The organism is Mesorhizobium sp. NFR06, assembly GCF_900115245.1.
Lineage (GTDB): Bacteria > Pseudomonadota > Alphaproteobacteria > Rhizobiales > Rhizobiaceae > Mesorhizobium.
This window is the reverse complement of the sequence record NZ_FOVT01000013.1, coordinates 101726-123464: the sequence shown is the minus strand read 5'-3', so window position 1 is coordinate 123464 and position 21739 is coordinate 101726. Positions and strand designations below refer to the sequence as shown.

Below are 21739 nucleotides of genomic sequence, written 5' to 3'. Positions count from 1 at the left end.
TTGCAAACGGAGCAAGCTGGCGCTCAATTCCCGGCTTTCGCGGCAAATTGCGTTCGTCCTCTCACACCAGCGCCTTATGCGCGATGATCCAGCCGTGCGACCAGCCGGTCGCCGATCCACTGGATGCCGCAGACCAACACGATGAGAACGACAACGACGGCGACCATCACGCTGGTCTCAAAGCGCTGATAGCCATAGCGGATGGCGAGGTCGCCCAGTCCGCCGGCACCGATGGCGCCGGCCATGGCGGAAGCGCCGACCAGCGTCACCAGCGTCACTGTGAAGCCGGCGACGATGCCCGGCAGCGCCTCCGGCACCAGCACCTCGCGGATGATCGTCCAGCGATTGCCGCCCATGGCGCGCGCCGCCTCGATCAGCCCGAGATCGACCTCGCGTAGCGACACTTCGGCGATGCGGGCATAGTAGGGCGTTGCCGCGATCGACAGCGGAACGATCGCCGCCCACGTGCCGATCGAGGTGCCGACAATCAGCCGCGTCACCGGGATGAGCGCCACCAGCAAAATGATGAAAGGAACCGAACGGAAGCCGTTGATGATGGCGCCGAGAATGCGGTTGACCCAAAGGTTCTCAGCGATGCCGCCGCGATCGGTGGCGACCAAAGCGAGGCCGAGCGGCAGGCCGAAGACCAGCGAAACGAGGCCGGAAGCTCCCGTCATCAGGATGGTCTCCCAGATCGAGCGAAGCAGGAGTTCAAACAGGATCGGCGACATGGCCAAGCACCTCCACCCGTGCATCGCGGTCTTTCAGGAAAGCGATAGCCGCGGCCAGGTGCGCAGCGTCGGAACCCGGGAGCGCCACGAACAGCGTGCCAACGGGTTGCTGCTGCACGTGGTCGATGCCACCATGCACAAGTCGGAACGGACCTGGTACGCTGGCGCCCAGCTCGGACAGCAGCGGGCGCCGCGCCGCCTCTCCGGCGACATCGATCCTCAAAATCGTTTCAGAGCCCGCGCCCGCCGCCAATTGACTGGCGATCTCTGGTGGCAGTTGCGGCCGGATGCCGCCGAGCAGGCTGCTGGTGATCGTCGACTTCGGATTGGAAAAAACCTGCCACACGGCGCCTTCCTCGACGATCCGGCCAGCGTCGATCACCGCCACGCGGTCGGCGATGGAACGGATCACCTCCATCTCATGCGTGATGAGCAGGATGGTGAGGCCGAGCCTGGAATTGATGTCCTTGAGCAAGGCCAGGATCGAGCGCGTCGTCTCCGGATCGAGCGCCGAGGTCGCCTCGTCGGACAAGAGCAGCGCCGGGCTCGCGGCGAGCGCCCGCGCAATGCCGACGCGCTGCTTCTGCCCACCCGACAGCGACGCCGGATAGGCTTTCGCCTTCTCCGACAGGCCGACGAGTTGCAAAAGCTCTGCCGCACGCGCCATGCGCTCGGCGCGCGGCCGCCCTTCGATCTTCAACGGCAGCGCGACGTTGTCCTCGACGGTCTTCGCCGACAGCAGATTGAAGTGCTGGAAGACCATGCCGATGCGGCGGCGAAGCGGCCGCAATTCGCGCTCGTTCAGACGGCTGATTTCGCGGCCTTCGATGAACACCTCGCCCGAGTCTGATCGCTCCAGCCCGTTCAGGCAGCGGATCAGCGTCGACTTGCCGGCACCGCTGCGGCCGATGAGGCCGAGTATCTCGCCCTTGCGCACGGTAAGCGAGACGCCGTCCAGCGCGGCCGTCGCGCCGAAGCGGCGCTTGAGGCCGACGAGGCGGACGACATCATCCGGCCCCGTGGGCTGGATGCGGACCTGATCGGCCAGCTCGGCCGTGACATGCTGGTTCATCTCTGTTTCCGTTTCAGTGCCGCGAAAAAGCGTCGGCGGTCCGCTCAATGCGGACCGCCCGTTCCTGCCAGCCAGGCTCCGATCAATAGGCGCTGATCCCCGTGCCCTTGTAGACCTTGTCGAATTCGGCTTTCACCGTCTCGTTCTGGTAGGACGCGACCAGCGTCTTCACCCAAGGCTGGTTCTCGTTGCCAGCCTTGACTGCGATGAAGTTGCGGTAGGGATTGTCGGCCACCGGCTCCTGCGCGATGCGGTTTTCCGGCGTCAGACCACTCTTCAGCGCCCAGTCGGTGTTGACCACGGCCGCGTCGAGATCGTCGACCGAGCGGCCGACGATGCCGGCGTCGAGCTCCTTGATCTCGAGCTTCTTCGGGTTCTCGGCAATATCAGCCGTGGTCGCCAGGATGCCGGTGCCGTCCTTCAGCTTGATCAGGCCTTCGTTCTGCAGCACATGCAGCGCGCGACCCTCGTTGGAGGGATCGTTCGGCAGCCCGATGACGGCGCTCTCCGGCAGGTCGGCGACCTTGGCGTGCTTCTTCGAATAGAGGCCGATCGGCCTGACGCCGGTATAGCCGACCGGCACGATATGGTAGCCTTGCGTCTTGATCTGGTTGTCGAGATAGGGCTTGTGCTGGAACGCATTGGCGTCGATTTCGCCGCGCTCCAGCGCTTCGTTGGGCTGGGTGTAGTCGTTGAAGACGACGGTCTCGATCGTCAGCCCTTTCTTGGCCGCCTCGGCGGTGACGACGCGCCATACATCCTCGTCCTCGCCGCTGATGATGCCGACCTTGATCGCCTTCTTGTCCTCGGCAAAGGATGGCGACGGCGCGGCCAAGCCGATGACGGCAAATGTCGCGGCGAGAAGCGCGGCAATTCCGGCGCGCCTGGTGATTGACGTAACGAGAGAATTCGTAGCGTTTCCACGTTCGGACATGATGCGTTCCTTGCGATCCAGAAATCATTTCGGCCCTGCGGGATGTGGAGCCTTGATATCAGCATCACCAATGCTGCCCTGTCGGGCAAAGAAGCGCTTTTCCTCTTAGGGGGAGAGCGCAAAATATTCTCTCAAAGATTTTGTGACTTGGAGCACGTGGGCAGCTGGCAAGCCGGTCTTGCCTGGTGAAGGTCGAAGCGGCAGTGCCTTATGAGGCCCGCCGCGCAGCGCGCCAGCTCAATCGGCCATTGCCGCGCAAGCGCGGCACGGTCGGCAGACCTCGGGCCGCAAATGGCCTGCGCTAAAACGGCATCGTTAATATGCGCCATTTCTAAAATACCGACAGCATCGAACTGGTGCGTTACTGGGTGTGCCGGGCAACCAGCCTGAAGGGTCAGAACGCTTCAACCCAGGGCCTGAGCTCGACTTCGAAGCTCCAGGCGCTGCGATGCTGGCGGTGGACAGCCAGATAGGTCTCGGCGATTGCGTCGGGCGACAGGCGACGATCCGGCCGGTCGGGGTCGGGCGCCTGTCCGGCCGGCTCGATCTGTCCGTCGATGACGAAATGCGCGACGTGGATGTTCTTCGGCGACAGCTCGCGCGCCATGGACTGCGCCAGCCCACGCAGGCCGAATTTCGGCATGGCGAAGCCGGCCGAACCTGAAAAACCCTTGAGGCTCGCGGTCGCGCCTGTGAATAGGATCGAGCCGGAGCCGCGCTCCAAAAGCCGACGCGCCGCCTGCTGGCCGACCAGGAAGCCGCCATAGGCACCGACGAGCAAGGCTCGCTTGACCGCCTCGGGATCGAGTTCCGCGATCGGGCCGCGCGTGCGGCCGCTGGCATTGAAGACAGCAATTTCGAGCGGGCCCGCCTTATCGGCCGCCTCGAACAGCCGCTCGACGGAGGCCGCGTCCGACACATCGGTCTCCACCGCCAGCGCGCCGGTCTCCTTTGCCAGCGTGGCGAGCTTATCGACATTGCGGGCGGCAAGGACGACGCGGAAACCTTGCTTGCCGAGAAGCCGTGCCAATGAAGCGCTGAGACCCTGCCCCGCGCCTGCGATCACCGCAACGTTGGCTGCCATGTGATGTCCTCCTTGCGAATCCATCCGGGCAGTAGGCCCGCTGGTGTTCTTTGTCCGCAGCCTCGCGCCTTCTTCGCCGGGAGGCAAGAACCGCATTGCTCGGTTTTCACCATTCGACGCAAAAGGCCGTCGGCCCCTCCGGCGGCCTGCTTGGGTGTGGCGAGACACTTGCCTGCCACGTCAATCCGTCCGACAGGTGTTTGAACGGCGATTCGAGGAACGACCATGGAACCAATCTGGGCCGTCGGCCTGATGACCGGCACGGTGCTCGACGGCAACATCGACGTCGCGCTGATCAAGACGGATGGCGAGCGCGTTGCCGACACCGGCACCTATACCTTGGCTCCCTACCCGCAATCGATCCGGACCCTGCTCGAAGAGACGTTGCGCCAGGCGCGCGCCTGGAACTTCGAGGGACCGGAACCGGCGATTTTTCGCGAGGCCGAGGAAGCGCTGACACGGGCGCAGTCGGCGGCGGTCAGGGATCTTGTCGAGCGCCAGGGAATGAGCATGGCCGATATCGGCGTCGTCGGCTTCCACGGCCAGACCGTGCTGCATCGCGCCCCGCAGCCGGGACGGATCGGCCGCACGCGCCAGCTCGGCGACGGCGAGCTGATGGCCTCGCTGCTTGGCACCAAGGTCGCCTACGACTTCCGCTCGGCCGATGTCGCGGCAGGCGGGCAAGGCGCGCCCTTGGCCGCCACGTATCACGCGGCGCTGCTCAAGGAGGCGGACGCCAGCGGCAACACCGCCGTGCTCAATCTCGGCGGCGTCGGCAACATCACCTGGTGGGACGGCAACGACAATATCATCGCCTTCGACACCGGCCCGGCCAACGCGCCGGTCAATGATTTCATCAAGGCGAAGGGGCTGGGCGAGATGGACCGCGACGGCAGGCTCGCAGCCGCCGGCAAGGTCGATGAGGATCGCCTCGCCAGGCTGCTGCAGCACCCCTATCTGACAAAGCCCTATCCGAAGTCGCTCGACCGCTTCGACTTCACCGCGGCGATGGCAGACGGGCTCGGCGCAGAGGACGGCGCGGCGACGCTGACGGCCTTCACCGTGTCGGCCGTTGGCAAGGCACTCGACCTCTTGCCGCGCCGGCCGAAGCGGCTCGCGGTCAGCGGCGGCGGCCGCCACAACCCGACGATGATGGCTATGCTCGGGAGCCGCGCCGGTGTCGAAGTCGTGCAGGCCGAGACGCTTGGATGGAAGGGCGATGCTGTCGAAGCGGAGTGCTTTGCTTTCCTCGCCGTGCGCGTGCTGCGCGGCCTGCCGATCAGCTTTCCGAGCACCACTGGCGCGCCAAAGCCGATGCGCGGCGGAAAGCTGGCTGGCTGATCAGGGCAACAATTTCTTCTGCAGGAAGATGCGGCTGCGGCCGATGGGGAAGTCAGGCAGCGTGCCGAACGGCTGGTAGCCCTGGCGCTGATAAACCTTCTCAGCGGTGGGGTTGAAAGTGTCGATCCAGGCGCCGTGGCAGCCGCGTGCGATGGCTGCCCGTTCGGCGGCGTCGAGCATGCCGGCAGCCATGCGCCGGCCGCGTAGCCTTTCGTCGACCCATAGCCACTGCACATAGAGCCAGCCCCAGGCGGTGTAACCGGAAATGCCGGCTACGATGACGCCGGTTTCGTCGCGCACGAAAACCGCCAGCGGCGTTCGCCCTGACGCCCCGACATCGGCATCGTTGAAGGCGGTGAGGCTCCCGCTCAGGAAAGCCAGATCCTGCGGCAAGGGCTCGGCGGTGACTTCGAGGCTCGTCTTCATCGCGCTTTTCGCTCCGGCCGATACTGCGCCAAGCCATATCGAAGGACCCAAGGTCTCGGCAAGCCAGCCACGGCCCGAAAAAATTCCCTGCACCACGTATCCCGGAGCGCATCTCGAACGTCCTTGGGACGCCGTCCACGCAGCAGGAGTATTTTTGGTGAGAAAATTGATCGTCGGCAGTTTCGTTTCACTCGACGGCGTTATCGAGGCGCCCATGAACTGGGCATCGCCGTTCTTTGTCGGAGATGCGCTGGAACATTCCTATGAGAAGGCCGGCGAAGCAGAGTATTTCCTGCTCGGCCGCGTGACCTACGAGCTGTTTTCCAGCCGGTGGCCGCAGATTCAGGGCAAGTATATGGACCGCATGAACGGGCTGAAGAAGCTGGTCGCGTCGCGAACCCTGAAAGAGGTCGGCTGGAACGCTTCGCTGATCGAAGGCGACGTTGCGCAGGGTCTCGCGGCGATCAAGGCGCAAGGCGGCGGCGACATCTTGAAATACGGCATCAGCCAACTCGACCAGACCCTGCTCGCCAGCAAGCTCGTCGACGAATATCAGCTGTCGATCGTGCCAACGCGGGTGGGTTACGGAAAGCGCGCGTTCCAGGATGTCGACCCATCCCTGGTCAGGTTGGAGCTCACGGACACACGCCGGTTCGAAAGCGGTGTCGTCACGCTGACCTATCGCGTGCTGAAATGATCTTGGCGCGACCATGCCAGATGCCGCGCGTATCTGTCAGGCGGCACGTATCTTTTCCTGGCGGCCATCCGTCTTGGAGCCAACCGGCGATCATGCCGGCCAGCCAGCGCGGAGACCATTGGGCTATGTTGAAAACCTACGCAGGAAGCTGCCATTGCGGCAAGGTGCGGTTCGAGGCGGATATCGATCTCAGCCGGGGAACCGTCAAATGCAATTGTTCGACATGCACCAAGACGCGCTCCTGGGTGGGCTTCGTCGGTCCTCAGCACTATCGCCTGATGTCCGGGGCCGAAGCGCAGAGCGAATATCAGTGGATCCCGCCGGGCAGGGAGGCGCCCAGCATCCAGTATCATTTCTGCGCGACCTGCGGCGTGCGCATGCCGGCGCGCGGCGATGTTCCGGCGCTTGGCGGCATCGTCTACGCCATTCCGATGGCGGCTCTCGACGGGGTAGACCCGGAAGAACTGGCGGCGGCGCCGGTGATGCATGTCGACGGCAGGCACGATCGTTTTGATCGGACTCCCGACGACATCAGGCTGATGTAACATGACCGGACCTTGCTCCGGTGGAAGATGCAGAACGGTGTTCGTGTTGTCATGACGATGCAGCCCAGACTTGAGCCCGCCGGGCTCTTCGACGTTCGCTACGTCGCGTTTCTGGAAACGGTGATGCATCTGCGGGAACGGCTGCACCGCTATTGCGCGCGCATGACAGGCTCGGCGCTCGACGGCGAAGACGTCATGCAGGAAACGCTGTTCGAGATCTATCGCAAGATCGAGAAGATCGACGATCCGGGCGCTCTGCGCTCATGGCTGTTTCGCACCGCGCACAACCGCTGTGTCGATTTCTTGCGCAACCAGCAAACGCGGCGCCGCGCCGAAGCCAATTTCACGGCCGACGAGATCGTCCTGCCGGCCGAACCGGCGGGCCAGGGCGCCGATCGCGCCATCGAACGGCTGGTGATTCACCTGCCGCCCAAGGAGCGCGCCTGCATTCTCTTGAAGGACGTCTTCGACTATTCGCTGGAGGAGATTGCCGATCTCGTCGGATCGACCGTCGGCGGCGTCAAGGCCGCCTTGAGCCGTGGCCGCGCCAAGCTGGCTGCGCTGCCAAGCCAGCCAATCGTTCGCCCAGAGCCGTGGCGCGATCCGCAGCTTTCGAGATTGCTCAACCGCTATGTCGAACTGTTCAACCGCCGTGACTGGGACGGTGTGCGGGCATTGACCAGCGCCGACGCGCAACTGCGGGTCTCGGACTGTTTCAGGGGCCCCTTGTCGGAATCGCCCTATTTCGTCGAATATGAAAAGGGCAACGCGAACTGGAAGATGGCGATCGGCGCTGTCGATGACGAGATCGTGCTGCTCGTGCTCCACCGAGGCGAAGGCGGCTGGAAACCGGTCTACCCGGTGCGCATCGAAGCGGCCGGTTCGACCGTCAATCGGATAAGCGACTATTATGCATGCCCCTGGTTGATCAGGGCCGCGCGCACCGTTGTCGTCGCCAGCTCAAACTGATTTTCCACGGCCGGTCAGGCCGCAGATCGCCACGCCGCGGCGGTTGCCGCGACGAGCATGAGCAGCGCGGCGATCAAGGCGCAGTTGGCGAAGCCGAGCCCAGTGTAGAGCGGGCCGAAACCGGCGGTGCCGACGGTGACGGCGAGATAGGTGACCGCGCTGTTCAGGCCCATGATGGTGCCGCGCCGCGAAGGGTCGAGGGCGGTGAGGCGCATCACTAGGACGTTCAGCCCGAAATGATTGGCGAGACCCCAGGCGCCGATCGTTGCCATGAGCACCCCGAAACTGCCGCTCGCCCAAGCGATCGCGACATAGACGGCGGCGACCAGCAGATAGGCGAAGGGCATGACGCGGCGGGCACCGAGGCGATCGATCACGCCGTCGAGAAGTGCGGCAGCGCCAAAGCCAAGGCCGTAGGCGACCGCCGCAAGGCCGTTGGCGCTGACCGGCTCGCCGAGACGTTCATGAAGGTGGTCGCCGAGATAGCCGTAGACGCCGTAGAAGGCGGTCATGAAGGCGCCGCAGGCAATGAGCAGCGGCAAGATGCCGGGCACGGCCAGCGCGCCGAGCGGCGACGGCGCCGGCCCGCCTTTCCTGATGTCGGGAAGCGCGCTCATCGCAAGGCCGGCGACGGCCATACCAGCCAGCAGCGCCACCGCTGCGAAGACGGCGCGCCAATGGATGAGATCGGCAAGCACGGCCGACAGCGAGACGCCGGCGACCATGGAGAGCGTCCAGCCGGTCAGCACGACGCCGATGGTGCCGCTCTCGCGGCCGGGCGGCGCGATCGCGGCCGAGCTGGCATAGATCGCCGGCATGGCGATACCGGCCGCGATGCCGGCAACGAGCTGGGCGGCGACCAGCGCCGTCACCGTCGGCGCCAGGGCGCTGGCGACCAGTGCGACGGCCAGCAACAGCAATGCGCCCTGCAGCATGCGGCGCGCGCCGATCCGGTCGATGTAGCGAGCAAGGAACAGCGCGCTGGCCGACGTGCCGAGGCCGAAGGCGGCGGCTGCCGTCATCACCGCCGGCACGCTGGCGCCGAACGATGCCGCGACGGCCGGCGCGATCGGCCCGAGAACCAGCGAGTTGGAGCCGATGACTGCGATGCAGCCTGTCAGCAGATAGGCGGCGGCCGGGATCGGCGCGCGCGGTGCCACAGTCAGAATTGCTGATTGATCACTGTTCGACATATCATCATAATGGCCGAATTAAATTCCGCATCAATGGAGAATTTCCATATGGACACAGAAACAGATGACGTTCAGCGGAACAAGCCGCCGGCCCGCGAGATCGACCCTGTCGACCGAAAGATATTAGGCGTTCTCGTCGAGGACGCGACCATCAGCTATGCCGAGCTCGGGGAGCGCGTCGGCCTGTCGCCGCCGGCGGCGCATGAGCGGGTCAAACGGCTGAAGCGCAGCGGCGCGATCCGCGCCACCTCCGCGCTCATCGATCCGCGAGCGGTGAAGAAGCCGCTGCTCGCCTTCGTGCATATCGACACCAGGGGCTGGGGCAAGACGCCGGAGCTGATGGCGGTGTCGAAATATCCCGAGGTCGAGGAGATCCACACGGTTGCCGGCGACACCTGCATGCTGCTCAAGGTGCGCACCGAGGATACGCGCGCGCTCGAAGGCCTGCTGGCTCGCCTCTACGACACGCCGGGCGTCACCTCGACGCGCAGCTATGTGGTGCTGTCGACCTATCTCGAGCGGCCGGTGCAGCCCGAGATCACAAGCGAATGGCCGGCGCCCAAGCACATGGCGACGCCGGTCTATTAGAGCGTTTCGCCGTTTCATGAAACGGCGACGCCGCTCTATTCCTTTGTTTTGGCGCGATCCCGGACGGATAACCGTTTCATACCTTTCCCGGGATTGCCTATGTCGCCGCGAGCTCGCGGCGCCTGGGCCGCATCATGAGATAGAAGGCCGCGACATGCGTAATCATCAGCAGCGGCACGTAGATGATCGGGATCGCGTAGGTCGCGCCCAACTGCCCGGCCTGCCCCGGAAGGTCGAGCACAGTGCCGTGATAGTAGTCGACGATTATGTCGACCACGCCCACGACGTTGAAGGCGACAACGAGCGGCCAGAAGATCGACGGCCTCGCCACGGCAAGCAGCGCCAACATAGCAAGCAGACCGGTCGCGAAGTCGCCATAGGCGGCGAAACTGGCAAAGCCGCCGGGCAGATTCGGTCCGACAACGCCTGGAATGAGGAAGACGAGCCCGAAGAAGCGGAAGCCGTGCAGCGTGGCCATGGCGCGCTGCGCCTCGGTGTTGTCCATCGACTTGAGCCTGGGCCAGACATAGGTTGCGAAGCAAAGCAGCCACGGCACGTAGCCGAGGCCGAGGTGGATGTTGAAGATCATCGCTGGCGACATTCTCATCTCCCAGTGTTGGTTTCGCGCAATTCCGGACGGAAAGGCTACGGCGAAGTCGCCGAGCCCAACCGCTGGAACGTTCTCCTGGAATTGTTCAGCTGACCGGGACGGCTTCGAACACCGCAGTGAGGATGCCCAGCCGGCCTTCCATGAGATTGCGTCCGAGATTGGTGGCTAGATCCGCGAAACCCTGCCCCATGACGACGCCGAGATTGAGCGAAGGCGGCGGACCGGAGGCACGAAACTCGGCAAACCAGGCCTTGGCGGCAGCCGTGTCATCGCGGCGGACGAGTGTGCTGAAGCCGGCGGCTTCGATCGCCTCGCAGGTTTCGGCGGCAGTGATGAGGAAGCTTTCACCCGGTGTCTTCGCCCATGGCACGGGATAGTGCGGATCGCCGCCGCTCAGCACCACGTCGAAGGTCGCGAATTTTCCGCCCGGCTTCAGCACCCGTCTGATCTCGCGGTAGAGCAGCGGCCGGTCGGCGATGTTCATCGCCACATGCTGCAGAAGCGCGGCTTCGAAACGGCCATCCTCGAAGGGAAGCGCCAGGGCGCTGCCGGCTTCGAACGACACCCTGCCGTCCTGCCCGGTCCGCTTGGTCAGGTAGCGGGAAGCATCGACGAATGGTTCGCTCAGGTCGATGCCCGTGACCTTGCAGCCATAGGTCGCTTCCAGGAAGCGAGCCGGCCCGCCAACGCCCGATCCGATATCCAGCACCGACATGTCGGCAGTGATGACAGCCAGGTCGGCCAGCTCGGCCGTCGCGGCCAGCCCGCGCGTGTGGAACTGGTCGAGCGTGGCCAGTTGTTCCGGCTTCAGCAGGTGTTCCTCCGGCCCGAAGACCGCGAGCGCTGTCTTCAGGCGCTCCGTCAGGCCGGTTGCACGGTAGTGATCGCGCACGCGATTCGTTTGGTCGGTCATTGCCACCTCCTTGGTTTTCAAACTCGCATCAGAAATACGGCCGCTTTGCGCCGGCAACTATCAGCGATAATGTCGATGGGTCATGAAGCAGAACTTCACAGTCAGGCATGGCGCGCTCGACGGCGTCGAGGCGTTTTTGAGCGTGGCCAGACACCGCAATTTCCGCAAGGCGGCGGCCGAACTCGCCGTCACCCCGTCGGCGATCAGCCAGGCGATACGCACGCTCGAGGCGCGCATTGGCGCTGCGCTCTTCATCCGCACGACGCGCAGCGTCGGCCTGACCGAAGCCGGCGAGCGCTTTTTCGCACGCGCCCGGCCGGCATTCGAGGAATTGATCGCCGCGAGCGAGACCGCGCGCGGGATGGGCCTGCGGCCTGCGGGACTGTTGCGCCTCTCGGTACCGCCGGCAGTGGTGCCGGTCCTGCTGGAACCGATGATCGCCTCCTTCTGCCGGGCTTTTCCCGAGATAGAGCTGGAGATTGTCGCCAGCGGCGAACTGACCGATCTCGCCGCCGAGGGATTCGATGCCGGCATCCGCATGGGCGATCTGATCGCGCCCGACATGGTGGCGGTCCGACTGACCCCCTCCTTCCCTATGGTGGTCGTCGGCAGCCCCGATTACCTGCGCCACCGAACGACGCCGGAGCGCATCGAGGACCTGCGCGACCACGCCTGCCTGCGTCTGCGGCGATCAAATGGTTCGGTTGCGCCCTGGTCCTTCGCCGACGGCAACAAGGCTGTCGAGGCAATCGTCTCGGGGCCGCTGATCGCGCATGACTATCCGTCGCTGCTCGGCGCGGCGATCCAGGGCGTGGGACTGGCCCAGGTGCCAGGCCCGATCACCGAAGCGCCGATCGCCGACGGGCGACTGCAGGCGCTGCTCGGCCGCTTCGCGGTGACCACGCCGGGTGTTTTTCTTTACTACCCCGAACGGCACCAGGTGCTGCCCAAGCTGCGCGCCTTCATCGACCACATCAGGCGTCCGGGCGGTGCTGACGCTCCCCCGAAGCGGTCGGGCAGGCGGCGGCAAGGCTGACGCTTCGAAGGCGCGTGAAGGCGGTTATGCCAGGCAATGCGCCGCCCGACCGCAGTGCCGAGCGGAGCGGTTTCGGCGATGCTGTGCGGCGACGACCTGCTGCCGGGCGCGCCGGGCAAGGAATCTGCGGATCTCCTCCCGCTTGTCTTCGGACAAACCCGCAAAGTAGCGGGGTGACCCCGCGGATCAGGGAGGCGCTCGGCGATCCGGTCTTGGTGCCTGCACAGGCGCGGCGGTGACCGGCTGGGCCTCGGTCAGGAAAGACAGCACGGCGGTGGGTAGCGCTGCGGAATTGGGGGCATAGATGCCGCAACGCAAAATAAGACTTCTCTTGTCGACATGTTTCCCCAGATAGTGCCAGACGGTGCGGGTGGCGTAGGGCAGATTGTTGTTCCGCCACGACACGCCCATGGTGACACCGCGCAGGTAGCGCCGCTGGTAAGTTTCGAACGGCATAAGGATCGTCTGTCCAAAGGTTGGTGCCTTGCCGCGCGTCAGTTCAGTTAGGAAGATGCGCTGGTGCCGATACGCCGCGAGCCCGAAATAACGTGAGCGCTGCGCGATGTCGTGTTCAGCATCTTCGATGCGCTCAAGCGTGGTAACCAGAACTTGTCCGCCATGCTCGCGCATGTGAGCGCAGGCGCAGACGATCTTGTCAGGCCAAGACAGCGACGTATGCCATGCCTGATAGAATCCGAGATATGGTTCGAGTGCATGCAGGTCGCCCGGAAAGGCGTCCGCCAACGGCCCTTGCAGGCCGGTGTGTCGGCGCCGTTCGCCCAATTTGCTGCGGAAGGCGCCCGCAGGAAGGTCGAAATCGGCTGGTTCGAGGCCAAAGGCTGCCGCGATCGTCAGGAGATTGTGGGCGGAAGGCTGGGATCCCGCATTGAGGTAGCGATTGAACTGCTGCCTGTTGATGCCGATGGTGCGGCACAAATCGGATACCGATTTGTGCGTGCTGCAGGCAAGCTTCAGGTTGTTGCTGAAATTGGCCCATGGCTTGCTCATGGAGACAGTATAAATCCGCTTAAACGCGCTTCAAGCAACGAAATTGCGTTGCCACGGCCTCGGCCTAGGATCGCCCGAAGCCTTCAGTCCAAAAGGGGAACCCAATGAGCGCTTCCAGCAGGTTATCGAGTCTGTCACGCCGTGATCTTCTTCAAGCGGGGGTGGTTTTGGGCCTCTCGGCAGCGGTCGGCTCGCTGGCGTCGCCGGCCGCGGCGCAAACGCCCGTGCGCGGCGGACAGTTGCGGCTGGGACTCGATGGCGGCGCCTCCGCCGATACACTTGACCCAGCCTTGGCGTCTGCCAGCGTCAATTTTGTGATCGCGCATTGCTGGGGCGATACCCTGGTCGAATCCGATCCCAAGACGGGCGCGGCGGTTCCCTCGCTGGCCGAATCCTGGTCACCGTCGGCCGACGCCAAGGAATGGACCTTCAAGATACGCAAAGACGTTCGTTTCCACGATGGCAAGGCGTTTACCGTTTCCGATGCTGTCGAGACGTTGCGCCGCCACGCCGGGACGAAATCGCAATCGGGCGCACTCGGCCTGCTGTCCGGGATAGACCGCATCGAGGAACGGTCGGGCAACTTGGTGGTGACGCTGAAGGAAGCCAATGCTGACTTGCCCCTGATATTTACGGATTATCATCTTCAGATCCAGCCGGGGGGCGGCGTGGAAAAACCGACGGCGGCGATCGGCACCGGGCCCTACAAGCTGGCTGCGTTCGAGCCGGGCATTCGCGCTGCTTTCGAAAAAAACACCGACGACTGGCGCCAGGACCGGGGCTACGTCGACAGCGTCCTTATTACCGTGTTGAACGACCTGACCGCCCGGGCCAGCGCCTTGCGATCCGGTCAGGTCGATTTCATCAGCACCGTCGAACCGAAGATCGTGCCGTTGCTGAAGAGGGTTCCGGGCGTCGAGATCCTCCGTACCTCCGGCAAGGGGTTCTATTCCTTTCTGATGCATTGCGACACCGCGCCGTTCGACAACAATGATCTGCGTCTGGCGCTCAAATATGCGATAGACCGCGAGGCTATCCTCAAGCGGGTTCTGGGCGGGTTCGGCACCATTGGCAATGATTACCCGATCAACGGCAACTATGCGCTCGCGCCTACCGATATAGAGCAGCGCAATTACGATCCCGACAAGGCTGCATTCCACTTCAAGAAGTCTGGCCTTCAGGATCCAATTCTGCTGCGCACGTCGGAGGCGGCGTTCCCCGGCGCGGTCGAAGCGGCCCAGCTTTTCCAGTTGAGCGCGCAAAAGGCTGGCATCAAGATCAATGTGCAGCGCGAGCCTAGTGACGGCTACTGGTCGGAAGTCTGGAACGTCAAGCCGTTCTGCACCTCCTTTTGGGGTGGGCGTCCGACGCAGGATGCGCGCTATTCCACTTCCTACGTTTCCAACGCGGAGTGGAACGACACCCGCTTCAAGCGGCCCGACTTCGACAAGATGGTGGCGCAGGCGCGCGGTGAACTGGATGAGACAAAGCGGCGCGTACTTTATCGTGACATGGCGCTGATGGTGCGAGAGGAGGGCGGCCTGATACTGCCGGTATTCAACGACTACATCAACGCCTGCACGAGCCATCTTAAGGGTTTTGTTCCCGATATTGGCAATGACTTTTCCAATGGCCGCATCGCCAGCCGGGTCTGGCTGGAGGCTTGAGCCCGGAAATGATCGGACCTCAGGCGCGCCGCGTAGCCAAGACAATAGACACGGCGTTAGCCGGAGCGAGAAGCGATCAGCGATTGGATGCGCTCGGCGTCAGCAGGCGTCGCGGGGTTGTAGACAATCATGCCGAGCTCGGGTCGGCCGTCTACGGCAAAGACCGAGAACTCCAGCTCGATCAGCCCGATCTCGGGATGTCGCAGGCGCTTCACGCCTTCGCCATGCGCGGGGACTACGTCATTGTCGCGCCAGAGCGCCGCGAACTCCGGACTCACGCGGGACAGTTCTTCGACCAGTTCCGCGACCTCCGCGCCGGCGCCGGCGCGGACGGCGTCGGCCCTGAAGGACCCGACTACGAAACGCGCGACGCTCTGCCAGTCGTCCTGTGCGTCGCGCACGCGCGGATTGCCGAACATCAGGCGCAGGATGTTGCGCTGCTCGCGCGGCAGCTTGGAATAGTCAGTCAGCATTGCCGCGGCGGCACGGTTCCATGCCACCACATCCCATGTCGCGGTCTTGACGATCGCCGGGCTGGGGTCCAAGGCGTCGAGGACGCGCTGGAGGCGCGGGGTTACACTGTCGACGTTGCGGTAGCGAACCTCCGGCGGCCGCCCGAGACCCAGCATGAACAAATGCTCGCGTTCGGGTTCAGTCAGCATCAGGCCGGTGGCGATGCGGTTGAGCACGTCGGCTGACGGCGCGCCGCCCCGCCCCTGCTCCAACCAGGTGTACCAGGTCGGGCTGATGTTGGCGCGCTGCGCCACCTCTTCGCGGCGCAAGCCTTGCGTGCGCCGGCGCCCCGTGGCGAAGCCGAAAGTGGCCGGATCAAGGCGCATGCGGCGATCTCGCAAAAAGGTGCCAAGCCTGTTGCACGTGTCGATGGGCATTGCGATCCTGTTGGCTATTATACCATGATAAAGTCACTACTTTAATAGAATGAGCTATAGCGCAAGAAGGGCCTCCGAACAACAAGCGGAGACCTCCCATGCGTGTATTCCTCACCGGCGCGACCGGCTTCATCGGTTCCAGAATCGTGCCCCAACTTCTTGCCGCCGGTCATCAGGTGCTCGGCCTGACCCGCTCCGACGCCGGCGCGCGGTCGCTTGCGGCCGCGGGCGCCGAGCCCCATCGCGGCGACCTTGAGGACCTCGACAGCCTTCGCGAAGGCGCGGCGAGATCGGACGCGGTGATCCACACCGCCTTCGACCACAACTTTGCGAACTTCGTCGCGAATTGCGAGAAGGACAAGCGCGTCATCGAAGCGCTGGGCGGCGCGCTGGCCGGCTCGGACCGGCTGCTCATCATCACGTCGGGTGTGGGCATGGGCTCTGCCGAACACGGACAGCCGGCCAAGGAAGACGTGTTCAACACCGACCATCCCAATCCGCGCATCCTGTCCGAGCTTACCGGCGCGGCGATGGCTGAGAAGGGCGTCAAAGTATCGGTGGTGCGCCTGCCGCAGGTGCATGACACGGTGAAGCAGGGCCTGATCACACCGCTGATCGCGCAGACGCGCGCCAAGGGCGTGTCAGCCTATGTCGGCGAGGGCCGCAACCGTTGGTCGGCGGCGCATGTGCTGGATGTCGCGAAGCTCTATCGTTTGGCGTTGGACAAGCAGGAAGCCGGCGTGCGCTACAACGCCGTCGCCGAGGAAGGCATCCCGATGCGCGAGATCGCGGAAGTGATCGGCGCCGGCCTCAACGTGCCGGTGGCCTCGCTGTCGCAGGAAGAGGCAGCGGACCATTTCGGATGGCTTTCCATGTTCGCCGGCCTCGACCTGCCGGCGTCGAGCGAATGGACGCGTGCGCATCTCGGCTGGCAGCCGACGGGACCCGGCCTCATTGCCGACCTCGAGCGGATGGATTATTCGCAGGCGGCCGCGGCCTAGCTTGCGGGGCGGTTCGGCAACCAGTTGAACCGCCTCAACATTCCATGTCGGGTTAGGCGCGCAGCAAGTCCGCCAAACTGTCCGACTTTTCCACCTTGTCGGTGAGGTCCAGCCCTGACAGCAGATCGACCAGATGACTTTTCATCAGGGCGGCCGCGTCGGCGCTGTCGCCGGCCTCGATCGCATCGACCAGCGCGTGGTGGGCGTGCTTCTCGCAGGTGGCGTCGCGGCGCTTCCAATAGAGCGCTATGATCAGCGAGGAATGCGAGACGAGGTCGCGCACGAAGTTGGTGAACACCGAATGGGCGGCGATCTCGGCGATGCCGACATGGAAGCGCGCCGACAGCATGATGGCGTCGCTGTCACGGCCGTCGTGCAGCGCCTCGTGCTCCTTCTCGAGATGATGTCTCAGTTGCGCGATGTCCGACGGCACCGCCGCCCTGGCGGCGAGTGCCGCCACCTTGGGCTCGATCAGCGCCCTCGCCTCGAACACCTCGCGCGCCTCGATCTTCGACGGCTGCGCGACGAAGGCGCCGCGATTGGGCTCCAGCCGCGCCAGCCGGTCGTGGGCGAGCGCCTGCAGGGCGGCCCGAACAACCGTGCGGCTCACCGAATAGATCGACGCCAACTCGTCCTCGGGCAGCTTGGTGCCTGGCGCGAGGCGATGGCTGACGATGGCATCCCTCAGCCCATAATAGATCGGCGACCAGCGCGCAGCCGGTTTGTCGTCTCGATCGTCGTCCCTAAGTACCGTCAACATGCTTTCAATGCGCGGGTCCGACATGGCCCGATCTGCCCCCAAATCGCCGGCAGCCCGCCCAATCTAGTATCGCTCGCGCGGCGGTCAATCCCACCCAGCCCGGCGCCGGCCGGTCGTCCGGCAGCATGAAGCCGCCTAGACGATCTCAGCTTCCGTGGGCGAGAGCGGTGCGAACATGCCGGCAAACCGCTTGCCGCGCGGGGCCGCATAGCCGCCGATCTTCGACGTCTTCAAGCCGACCTTGAACAGGCTCTCGGCCAGCGTGACGGCGCAGACGACGCCATCGAGCACGGGAACGCCGTGCTCTTCGGACAGGCTGTGCGCGAGGTCGGCCATGCCGGCGCAGCCGAGGACGATCGCCTCGGCACCATCCTCACGGATGGCGCGCGCGATCTCCTGCGATATCTTGTGCCTGGCGTTCGAGCCTGGGCGTTCGAGCTCGAGCACGGCGACTTCGGACGAGCGCACCTTGGCGCAGCGCGAGGCGAGGCCGTATTTGGCCAGATTGTGCTCGATCGCCGGCACCGAGCGGGCAAGTGTGGTGACGACGCTGAACTTGCCGGCGACCAGGCTGGCAAGGTGGAAGGCCGCCTCGCCGATGCCGATGACCGGAGCCTCGGTGGCGCAACGTGCGGCATCGAGCCCGGTATCGTCGAAGCAGGCGATGACATAGGCATCCGCGGCCGGCGCCTTGCCCATCTCGGCGATGATGCCAGGAATGGCGAACACCTCGTCGAAGTAACCCTCAATGCTCGGCGGACCGTCAGCCGGATTGACGGCGACGATTTCAGTCGCAGCGGACGCGACGGAAGATGCCGCCTCGCCTACCTTGGCAGTCATCGATGCGGTCGTGTTGGGGTTGATGACGAGTATGCGCATTAAATCAGCCTCAGATCTCGCCGCCGAGATAAAGACGCTGGACCCGGTCGTCGGTCAGCAATTCGGTGGAGTTGCCGCTCAGCGCGACGCTGCCGGTGGTCAGCGCATAGGCCCGCTGCGAGATGCGCAGCGCCATGCGGGAATTCTGCTCGACCAGGAGCACACTGACCTTCTCGTCGCGGTTGATGGCGACGATCGAGCGGGCGATATCCTGGACGAGCTTTGGCGCGACACCGAGCGACGGTTCGTCGAGCAGCAAAAGCCTGGGCTTCGCCATCAGGGCGCGGCCGATGACCAGCATCTGCTGCTCGCCGCCGCTCATCGTGCCGGCGGCCTGCGAGAAGCGCTCCTTGAGGCGCGGAAAGCGCCCCAGCACCATCTCCATCGATGCGGCGATCTCGGATTTGCTCGAACGCGTGAAGGCGCCCATCAGGAGATTGTCCCTGACCGTCATATACGGGAAGACGCGGCGCCCTTCCGGCACCATGGCGATGCCCATCTTGACGATCTCGTCCGGGGCGGCGCCGTCGATGCGTTTGCCGCTGTAGTGGATCTCGCCGGACCTTATCTTGCGCAGGCCGGTGATGGCGCGAAGGATCGAGGACTTGCCGGCGCCGTTGGCGCCGATGAGCGCGACGGTCTCGCCTTCGTTGACCTCGAGCGAAACGCCTTTCAGCGCATAGACGTGGTCGTAGTAGAGTTCGACATTGGTGAAGTTCAGGATCCGGTTCATAGGCCGATCGCCTCGTCTTCGCTGCCGAGATAGGCTTCGATCACCTTGTCGTCGGCCTGGATTTCCGACGGGGTACCCTCGGCGATCTTCTGCCCGAAATTGAGGACGACGATGCGGTCCGAGATCCTCATGACGGCTGGCATGTCGTGCTCGACGAGCAGGATGGTGAGGCCGCGCTCGCGCAGGCGACGCACCATGGCCACCATTCGCATCGTCTCGTCGTGGTTCATCCCGGCGAAAGGTTCATCGAGCAGCAGAATGGACGGGTCCGTGGCGAGACCGATGGCGATGCCCAGTGCCCGCAAATGGCCGTGCGGCAGATTGCGGGCGGTCTCTTCGGCGAGTGAGGAAAGACCGAGCAGTTCCAGTATCTCATCGGCCGATGCGCCGAAGGCCGCCTCGTCGGCCTTCGCCGTGCCTGTGCCGAGGAAGAAGCCGAAAAGGCTCGCCTTCGAGCGCAGATGGTGCGCGATGACGACGTTGTCGCGCACGCTCATGTTTTTAAAGATGGTCGTTTCCTGGAACGTGCGCACGACGCCCCTGCGGGCGGCGATGTGCGGCGCGAGTCCGGAGATGCGTTCGCCCTTCAAGCGCACCTCGCCGGTTGTCGGCCGCAGGAACGACGAGATCAGCTTGAACAGCGTCGACTTGCCGGCGCCGTTCGGCCCGATGACCGACAGGATTTCCTTTTCGCGCACCGAGAAGGAGACGTTATTGACCGCGACGAGGCCGCCGAAGCGTTTTGTCAGGCCGGAGACTTCGAGCATTTCGGCCATGGCTCAACCCTTTTTCCGGGTCATTTCGGCAAGGCTGAGCAAGCCGTTGGGCAGCACCAGCATCAAGACGATCATCAGGCCGGAATAAATGAGCAACTGGAACTGGCCGGTCTGGAACAGAAGGTCCCAGCCGAAATAAAGCACCAGCGTGCCCAGCATCGGTCCGAACACGTAGCCGAGGCCGCCGAGGAAGCAGTTCAGCATGAAGTTGACGGAATCGGTGACGGTGAAGCTCGACGGATAGATCGACTGCGAGATTGCGGCAAAGATGGCGCCGGATACGCCGCCGAAGAAGGACGAGACGGCATAGGCGATGACGCGCAGATAGGCGATGTTGACGCCGATCGAGGACGCGAGCTCCTCGTTCTGCTGCAGCGACTGACAAAGCTTGCCGATGCGCGAATTGACCAGCCGGTACATCACCGCGAAGCAGACCACCATGACGGTGACCGCGAGCAGATAGAAGGCAAGACGCGAATTCTGCAGCACGGCGAAATCCGGAATGACGGTCAGGCCGAAGATCGACAAGGCGCCCGGTAGAGGAATGCTGACGATGCCCTTGGCGCCGTTGGTGATCGGCAGGGCCAGCGCGAGCAGGCGCGCGACCTCGGTCAGAGTCAGTGTCACCATGGCGAAGTAGACCCCGCGCAGCCGCAGAATCGGCAGGCCGATCAGCACGCTGGCCGCGGCGCAGAAGAGACCGGCCACCGGCAGCGTCGGCCAGAACGACCAGCCATGGTTCATCACCAGCACGGCCGACACGTAGCCGCCCATCAGCGCATAGGCGCCCTGGCCGATGTTGATGCGGCCGATGTAGAAGGTGAGCCACACGCCGGCGCTGCCGATGCTGAGCAGCGCCACGGAGGTCAGCGTGTAGTAGAGGTCGATGCGGCCGCTCGCCGAGATCGCCGCCGGCACGGCGATGAAGACTATCGCCAGGAAGGCGACGACCGAAGCGATTTTCACATTGCGTTTGTGGGTCATGGCGCTGTCAACCCCACGGCTTGCCCATCAGCCCGTTGGGGCGGATCGACAGAAAGACCATCAGGGCGGCAAAGATCACCAGGTAGGTGACGTCGCCATATTCGCGCAGCACTGTGAGGCCGACCGATTCCATCATGCCGAGGATGAAGCCGCCGGCGATCGCGCCGCCGACGACGCCGGCGCCGCCGATCATCACCATCAGGAAGGCCTTGATCGAGATCGGGCCGCCGATGCCGGAATTGACGCCGGTGATGGTGACCAGCAGCCCGCCGACGACGCCGGCCAGCATCGCGCCCATGGCGAAGCCGATCATCGAATAGCGGTCGACCCTGACACCCATCAGCTGGGCGGCGACGCGATCCTGGGCGAGCGCCCGCATGGCGCGGCCGACCCTGCTGTACTGCATGTAGAGGACGAAGGCGGCGATGAAGACGATGGCGAGGGCGCCGACGACCATGCGGTCGTAAGGCATGATGATGCCGGCGTCGTTGAAGACGCCCTTGACGATCTTGGGAACGCCGCGCTGCTTCTCACCGAAGAGGAGCAGGATGACGGCATCGAAGAAGAAGGCCGTCGCCGCGGCAAGCAACATCGTGCTCTCCTCGCGATGACTGCGCCGGATGACGGTGCGGAAGAGAAATTTCTCCATCAGCGCGCCGATGACGGCGAGCGTGACGCCGGAGGCCAGCAGCGCCACCACGAAAGGCAGGCCGAGCTGTCCGTAGACGGTGTAGGTGATGAACCCGCCCAGCACGTACATCTGTCCGTGCGCGAAATTGAGCACGTTCATCAAGGCGAAGATCAGGGTGAGGCCCAGCGCGATCAGCGCATACTGAGCACCGAGATACAATCCGTTGGCGATCACCTGTTCCATGGATACCTTCGATCTTCCGGGAGCCCGG

24 protein-coding genes are annotated in these 21739 nt (G+C 64.3%); 8 read left to right on the top strand and 16 right to left on the bottom strand.

Features of this window, described 5'->3' with window-relative positions:
• Positions 1 to 74: 74 nt before the first annotated feature.
• The 4 genes from F3H96_RS21855 to F3H96_RS21840 form a co-directional block, all read right to left on the bottom strand.
• Positions 75 to 731, bottom strand: a complete 657-nt coding sequence (locus F3H96_RS21855; RefSeq protein ID WP_149803784.1) for a methionine ABC transporter permease — start codon at positions 729 to 731, stop codon at positions 75 to 77.
• Complete coding sequence (locus tag F3H96_RS21850) at positions 712 to 1803, bottom strand: methionine ABC transporter ATP-binding protein (protein WP_149803783.1); 1092 nt, start codon at positions 1801 to 1803, stop codon at positions 712 to 714. The genes F3H96_RS21855 and F3H96_RS21850 overlap by 20 nt, the downstream gene beginning before the upstream one ends.
• 82 nt (positions 1804 to 1885) lie before the next feature.
• Positions 1886 to 2737, bottom strand: a complete 852-nt coding sequence (locus F3H96_RS21845; RefSeq protein ID WP_149803782.1) for a MetQ/NlpA family lipoprotein — start codon at positions 2735 to 2737, stop codon at positions 1886 to 1888.
• A 394-nt stretch (positions 2738 to 3131) separates the two neighbouring features.
• On the bottom strand, positions 3132 to 3821 hold the full coding sequence (locus F3H96_RS21840; RefSeq protein ID WP_149803781.1) for an SDR family NAD(P)-dependent oxidoreductase: 690 nt from the start codon (positions 3819 to 3821) through the stop codon (positions 3132 to 3134).
• Positions 3822 to 4046: 225 nt separating this feature from the next.
• Between F3H96_RS21840 and F3H96_RS21835 the strand changes: the two genes are divergently transcribed.
• Positions 4047 to 5162 (top strand): anhydro-N-acetylmuramic acid kinase, encoded by a 1116-nt coding sequence (locus F3H96_RS21835; RefSeq protein ID WP_149803780.1) that lies wholly within the window; start codon positions 4047 to 4049, stop codon positions 5160 to 5162.
• Here the strand turns inward: F3H96_RS21835 and F3H96_RS21830 are convergent, their stop codons facing one another.
• Positions 5163 to 5588: a GNAT family N-acetyltransferase gene (locus F3H96_RS21830; RefSeq protein WP_149803779.1), complete on the bottom strand. Its 426-nt coding sequence runs from the start codon at positions 5586 to 5588 to the stop codon at positions 5163 to 5165. It abuts the gene before it with no gap.
• A gap of 157 nt (positions 5589 to 5745) precedes the next feature.
• Here F3H96_RS21830 and F3H96_RS21825 point away from each other — a divergent pair, with 157 nt between their 5' ends.
• The 3 genes from F3H96_RS21825 to F3H96_RS21815 all read left to right on the top strand — a co-directional run bounded on the left by F3H96_RS21825 (position 5746) and on the right by F3H96_RS21815 (position 7799).
• Entirely contained in the window at positions 5746 to 6285 is a 540-nt protein-coding gene (locus F3H96_RS21825) for a dihydrofolate reductase family protein (RefSeq protein ID WP_149803778.1), read from the top strand.
• 125 nt (positions 6286 to 6410) lie between these two features.
• Positions 6411 to 6830, top strand: coding sequence for a GFA family protein (locus F3H96_RS21820; RefSeq protein WP_149803777.1), 420 nt, complete (start codon positions 6411 to 6413; stop codon positions 6828 to 6830).
• Between the two features lie 57 nt (positions 6831 to 6887).
• Entirely contained in the window at positions 6888 to 7799 is a 912-nt protein-coding gene (locus tag F3H96_RS21815; protein WP_244620099.1) for a sigma-70 family RNA polymerase sigma factor, read from the top strand.
• Positions 7800 to 7813: 14 nt separating this feature from the next.
• Here F3H96_RS21815 and F3H96_RS21810 read toward each other — a convergent pair whose 3' ends face one another.
• On the bottom strand, positions 7814 to 8992 hold the full coding sequence (locus F3H96_RS21810; protein WP_149803775.1) for an MFS transporter: 1179 nt from the start codon (positions 8990 to 8992) through the stop codon (positions 7814 to 7816).
• A gap of 48 nt (positions 8993 to 9040) precedes the next feature.
• On the opposite strand from F3H96_RS21810, the gene F3H96_RS21805 reads away from it, so the two are divergent.
• Positions 9041 to 9580: an Lrp/AsnC family transcriptional regulator gene (locus F3H96_RS21805; protein ID WP_149803774.1), complete on the top strand. Its 540-nt coding sequence runs from the start codon at positions 9041 to 9043 to the stop codon at positions 9578 to 9580.
• Between the two features lie 97 nt (positions 9581 to 9677).
• Here the strand turns inward: F3H96_RS21805 and F3H96_RS21800 are convergent, their stop codons facing one another.
• Entirely contained in the window at positions 9678 to 10181 is a 504-nt protein-coding gene (locus tag F3H96_RS21800) for a hypothetical protein (RefSeq protein WP_149803773.1), read from the bottom strand.
• 94 nt (positions 10182 to 10275) lie between these two features.
• Positions 10276 to 11103 carry a class I SAM-dependent methyltransferase gene (locus F3H96_RS21795; protein ID WP_149803772.1) on the bottom strand — a complete coding sequence of 276 codons (828 nt, stop codon included), beginning with the start codon at positions 11101 to 11103 and terminating at the stop codon, positions 10276 to 10278.
• 82 nt (positions 11104 to 11185) lie between these two features.
• Between F3H96_RS21795 and F3H96_RS21790 the strand changes: the two genes are divergently transcribed.
• Complete coding sequence (locus F3H96_RS21790) at positions 11186 to 12139, top strand: LysR family transcriptional regulator (protein WP_149803771.1); 954 nt, start codon at positions 11186 to 11188, stop codon at positions 12137 to 12139.
• Between the two features lie 186 nt (positions 12140 to 12325).
• Here F3H96_RS21790 and F3H96_RS21785 read toward each other — a convergent pair whose 3' ends face one another.
• A complete protein-coding gene (locus tag F3H96_RS21785; RefSeq protein ID WP_149803770.1) occupies positions 12326 to 13147 on the bottom strand; it encodes a helix-turn-helix transcriptional regulator in 822 nt (273 codons plus the stop codon).
• A 104-nt stretch (positions 13148 to 13251) separates the two neighbouring features.
• Between F3H96_RS21785 and F3H96_RS21780 the strand changes: the two genes are divergently transcribed.
• On the top strand, positions 13252 to 14814 hold the full coding sequence (locus tag F3H96_RS21780) for an ABC transporter substrate-binding protein (protein WP_149803769.1): 1563 nt from the start codon (positions 13252 to 13254) through the stop codon (positions 14812 to 14814).
• Between the two features lie 56 nt (positions 14815 to 14870).
• Here F3H96_RS21780 and F3H96_RS21775 read toward each other — a convergent pair whose 3' ends face one another.
• The gene (locus F3H96_RS21775) at positions 14871 to 15704 is read right to left on the bottom strand and encodes a helix-turn-helix transcriptional regulator (RefSeq protein ID WP_149803768.1); all 834 of its coding nucleotides are present in this window, start codon (positions 15702 to 15704) and stop codon (positions 14871 to 14873) included.
• Between the two features lie 98 nt (positions 15705 to 15802).
• Here F3H96_RS21775 and F3H96_RS21770 point away from each other — a divergent pair, with 98 nt between their 5' ends.
• Positions 15803 to 16705, top strand: coding sequence for an SDR family oxidoreductase (locus F3H96_RS21770; RefSeq protein WP_149803767.1), 903 nt, complete (start codon positions 15803 to 15805; stop codon positions 16703 to 16705).
• A 52-nt stretch (positions 16706 to 16757) separates the two neighbouring features.
• On the opposite strand, the gene F3H96_RS21765 is transcribed toward F3H96_RS21770, so the two are convergent.
• The 6 genes from F3H96_RS21765 to F3H96_RS21740 form a co-directional block, all read right to left on the bottom strand.
• On the bottom strand, positions 16758 to 17465 hold the full coding sequence (locus F3H96_RS21765) for a GntR family transcriptional regulator (protein WP_149803766.1): 708 nt from the start codon (positions 17463 to 17465) through the stop codon (positions 16758 to 16760).
• Between the two features lie 135 nt (positions 17466 to 17600).
• Positions 17601 to 18344, bottom strand: a complete 744-nt coding sequence (locus tag F3H96_RS21760) for an aspartate/glutamate racemase family protein (protein WP_149803765.1) — start codon at positions 18342 to 18344, stop codon at positions 17601 to 17603.
• Positions 18345 to 18354: 10 nt separating this feature from the next.
• On the bottom strand, positions 18355 to 19077 hold the full coding sequence (locus F3H96_RS21755; RefSeq protein WP_149803764.1) for an ABC transporter ATP-binding protein: 723 nt from the start codon (positions 19075 to 19077) through the stop codon (positions 18355 to 18357).
• The gene (locus F3H96_RS21750) at positions 19074 to 19853 is read right to left on the bottom strand and encodes an ABC transporter ATP-binding protein (protein WP_149803763.1); all 780 of its coding nucleotides are present in this window, start codon (positions 19851 to 19853) and stop codon (positions 19074 to 19076) included. The genes F3H96_RS21755 and F3H96_RS21750 overlap by 4 nt, the downstream gene beginning before the upstream one ends.
• A 3-nt stretch (positions 19854 to 19856) precedes the next feature.
• Positions 19857 to 20837 (bottom strand): branched-chain amino acid ABC transporter permease, encoded by a 981-nt coding sequence (locus F3H96_RS21745; RefSeq protein ID WP_149803762.1) that lies wholly within the window; start codon positions 20835 to 20837, stop codon positions 19857 to 19859.
• A gap of 7 nt (positions 20838 to 20844) precedes the next feature.
• Positions 20845 to 21711 carry a branched-chain amino acid ABC transporter permease gene (locus F3H96_RS21740; RefSeq protein ID WP_149803761.1) on the bottom strand — a complete coding sequence of 289 codons (867 nt, stop codon included), beginning with the start codon at positions 21709 to 21711 and terminating at the stop codon, positions 20845 to 20847.
• Between the last annotated feature and the right edge of the window lie 28 nt (positions 21712 to 21739).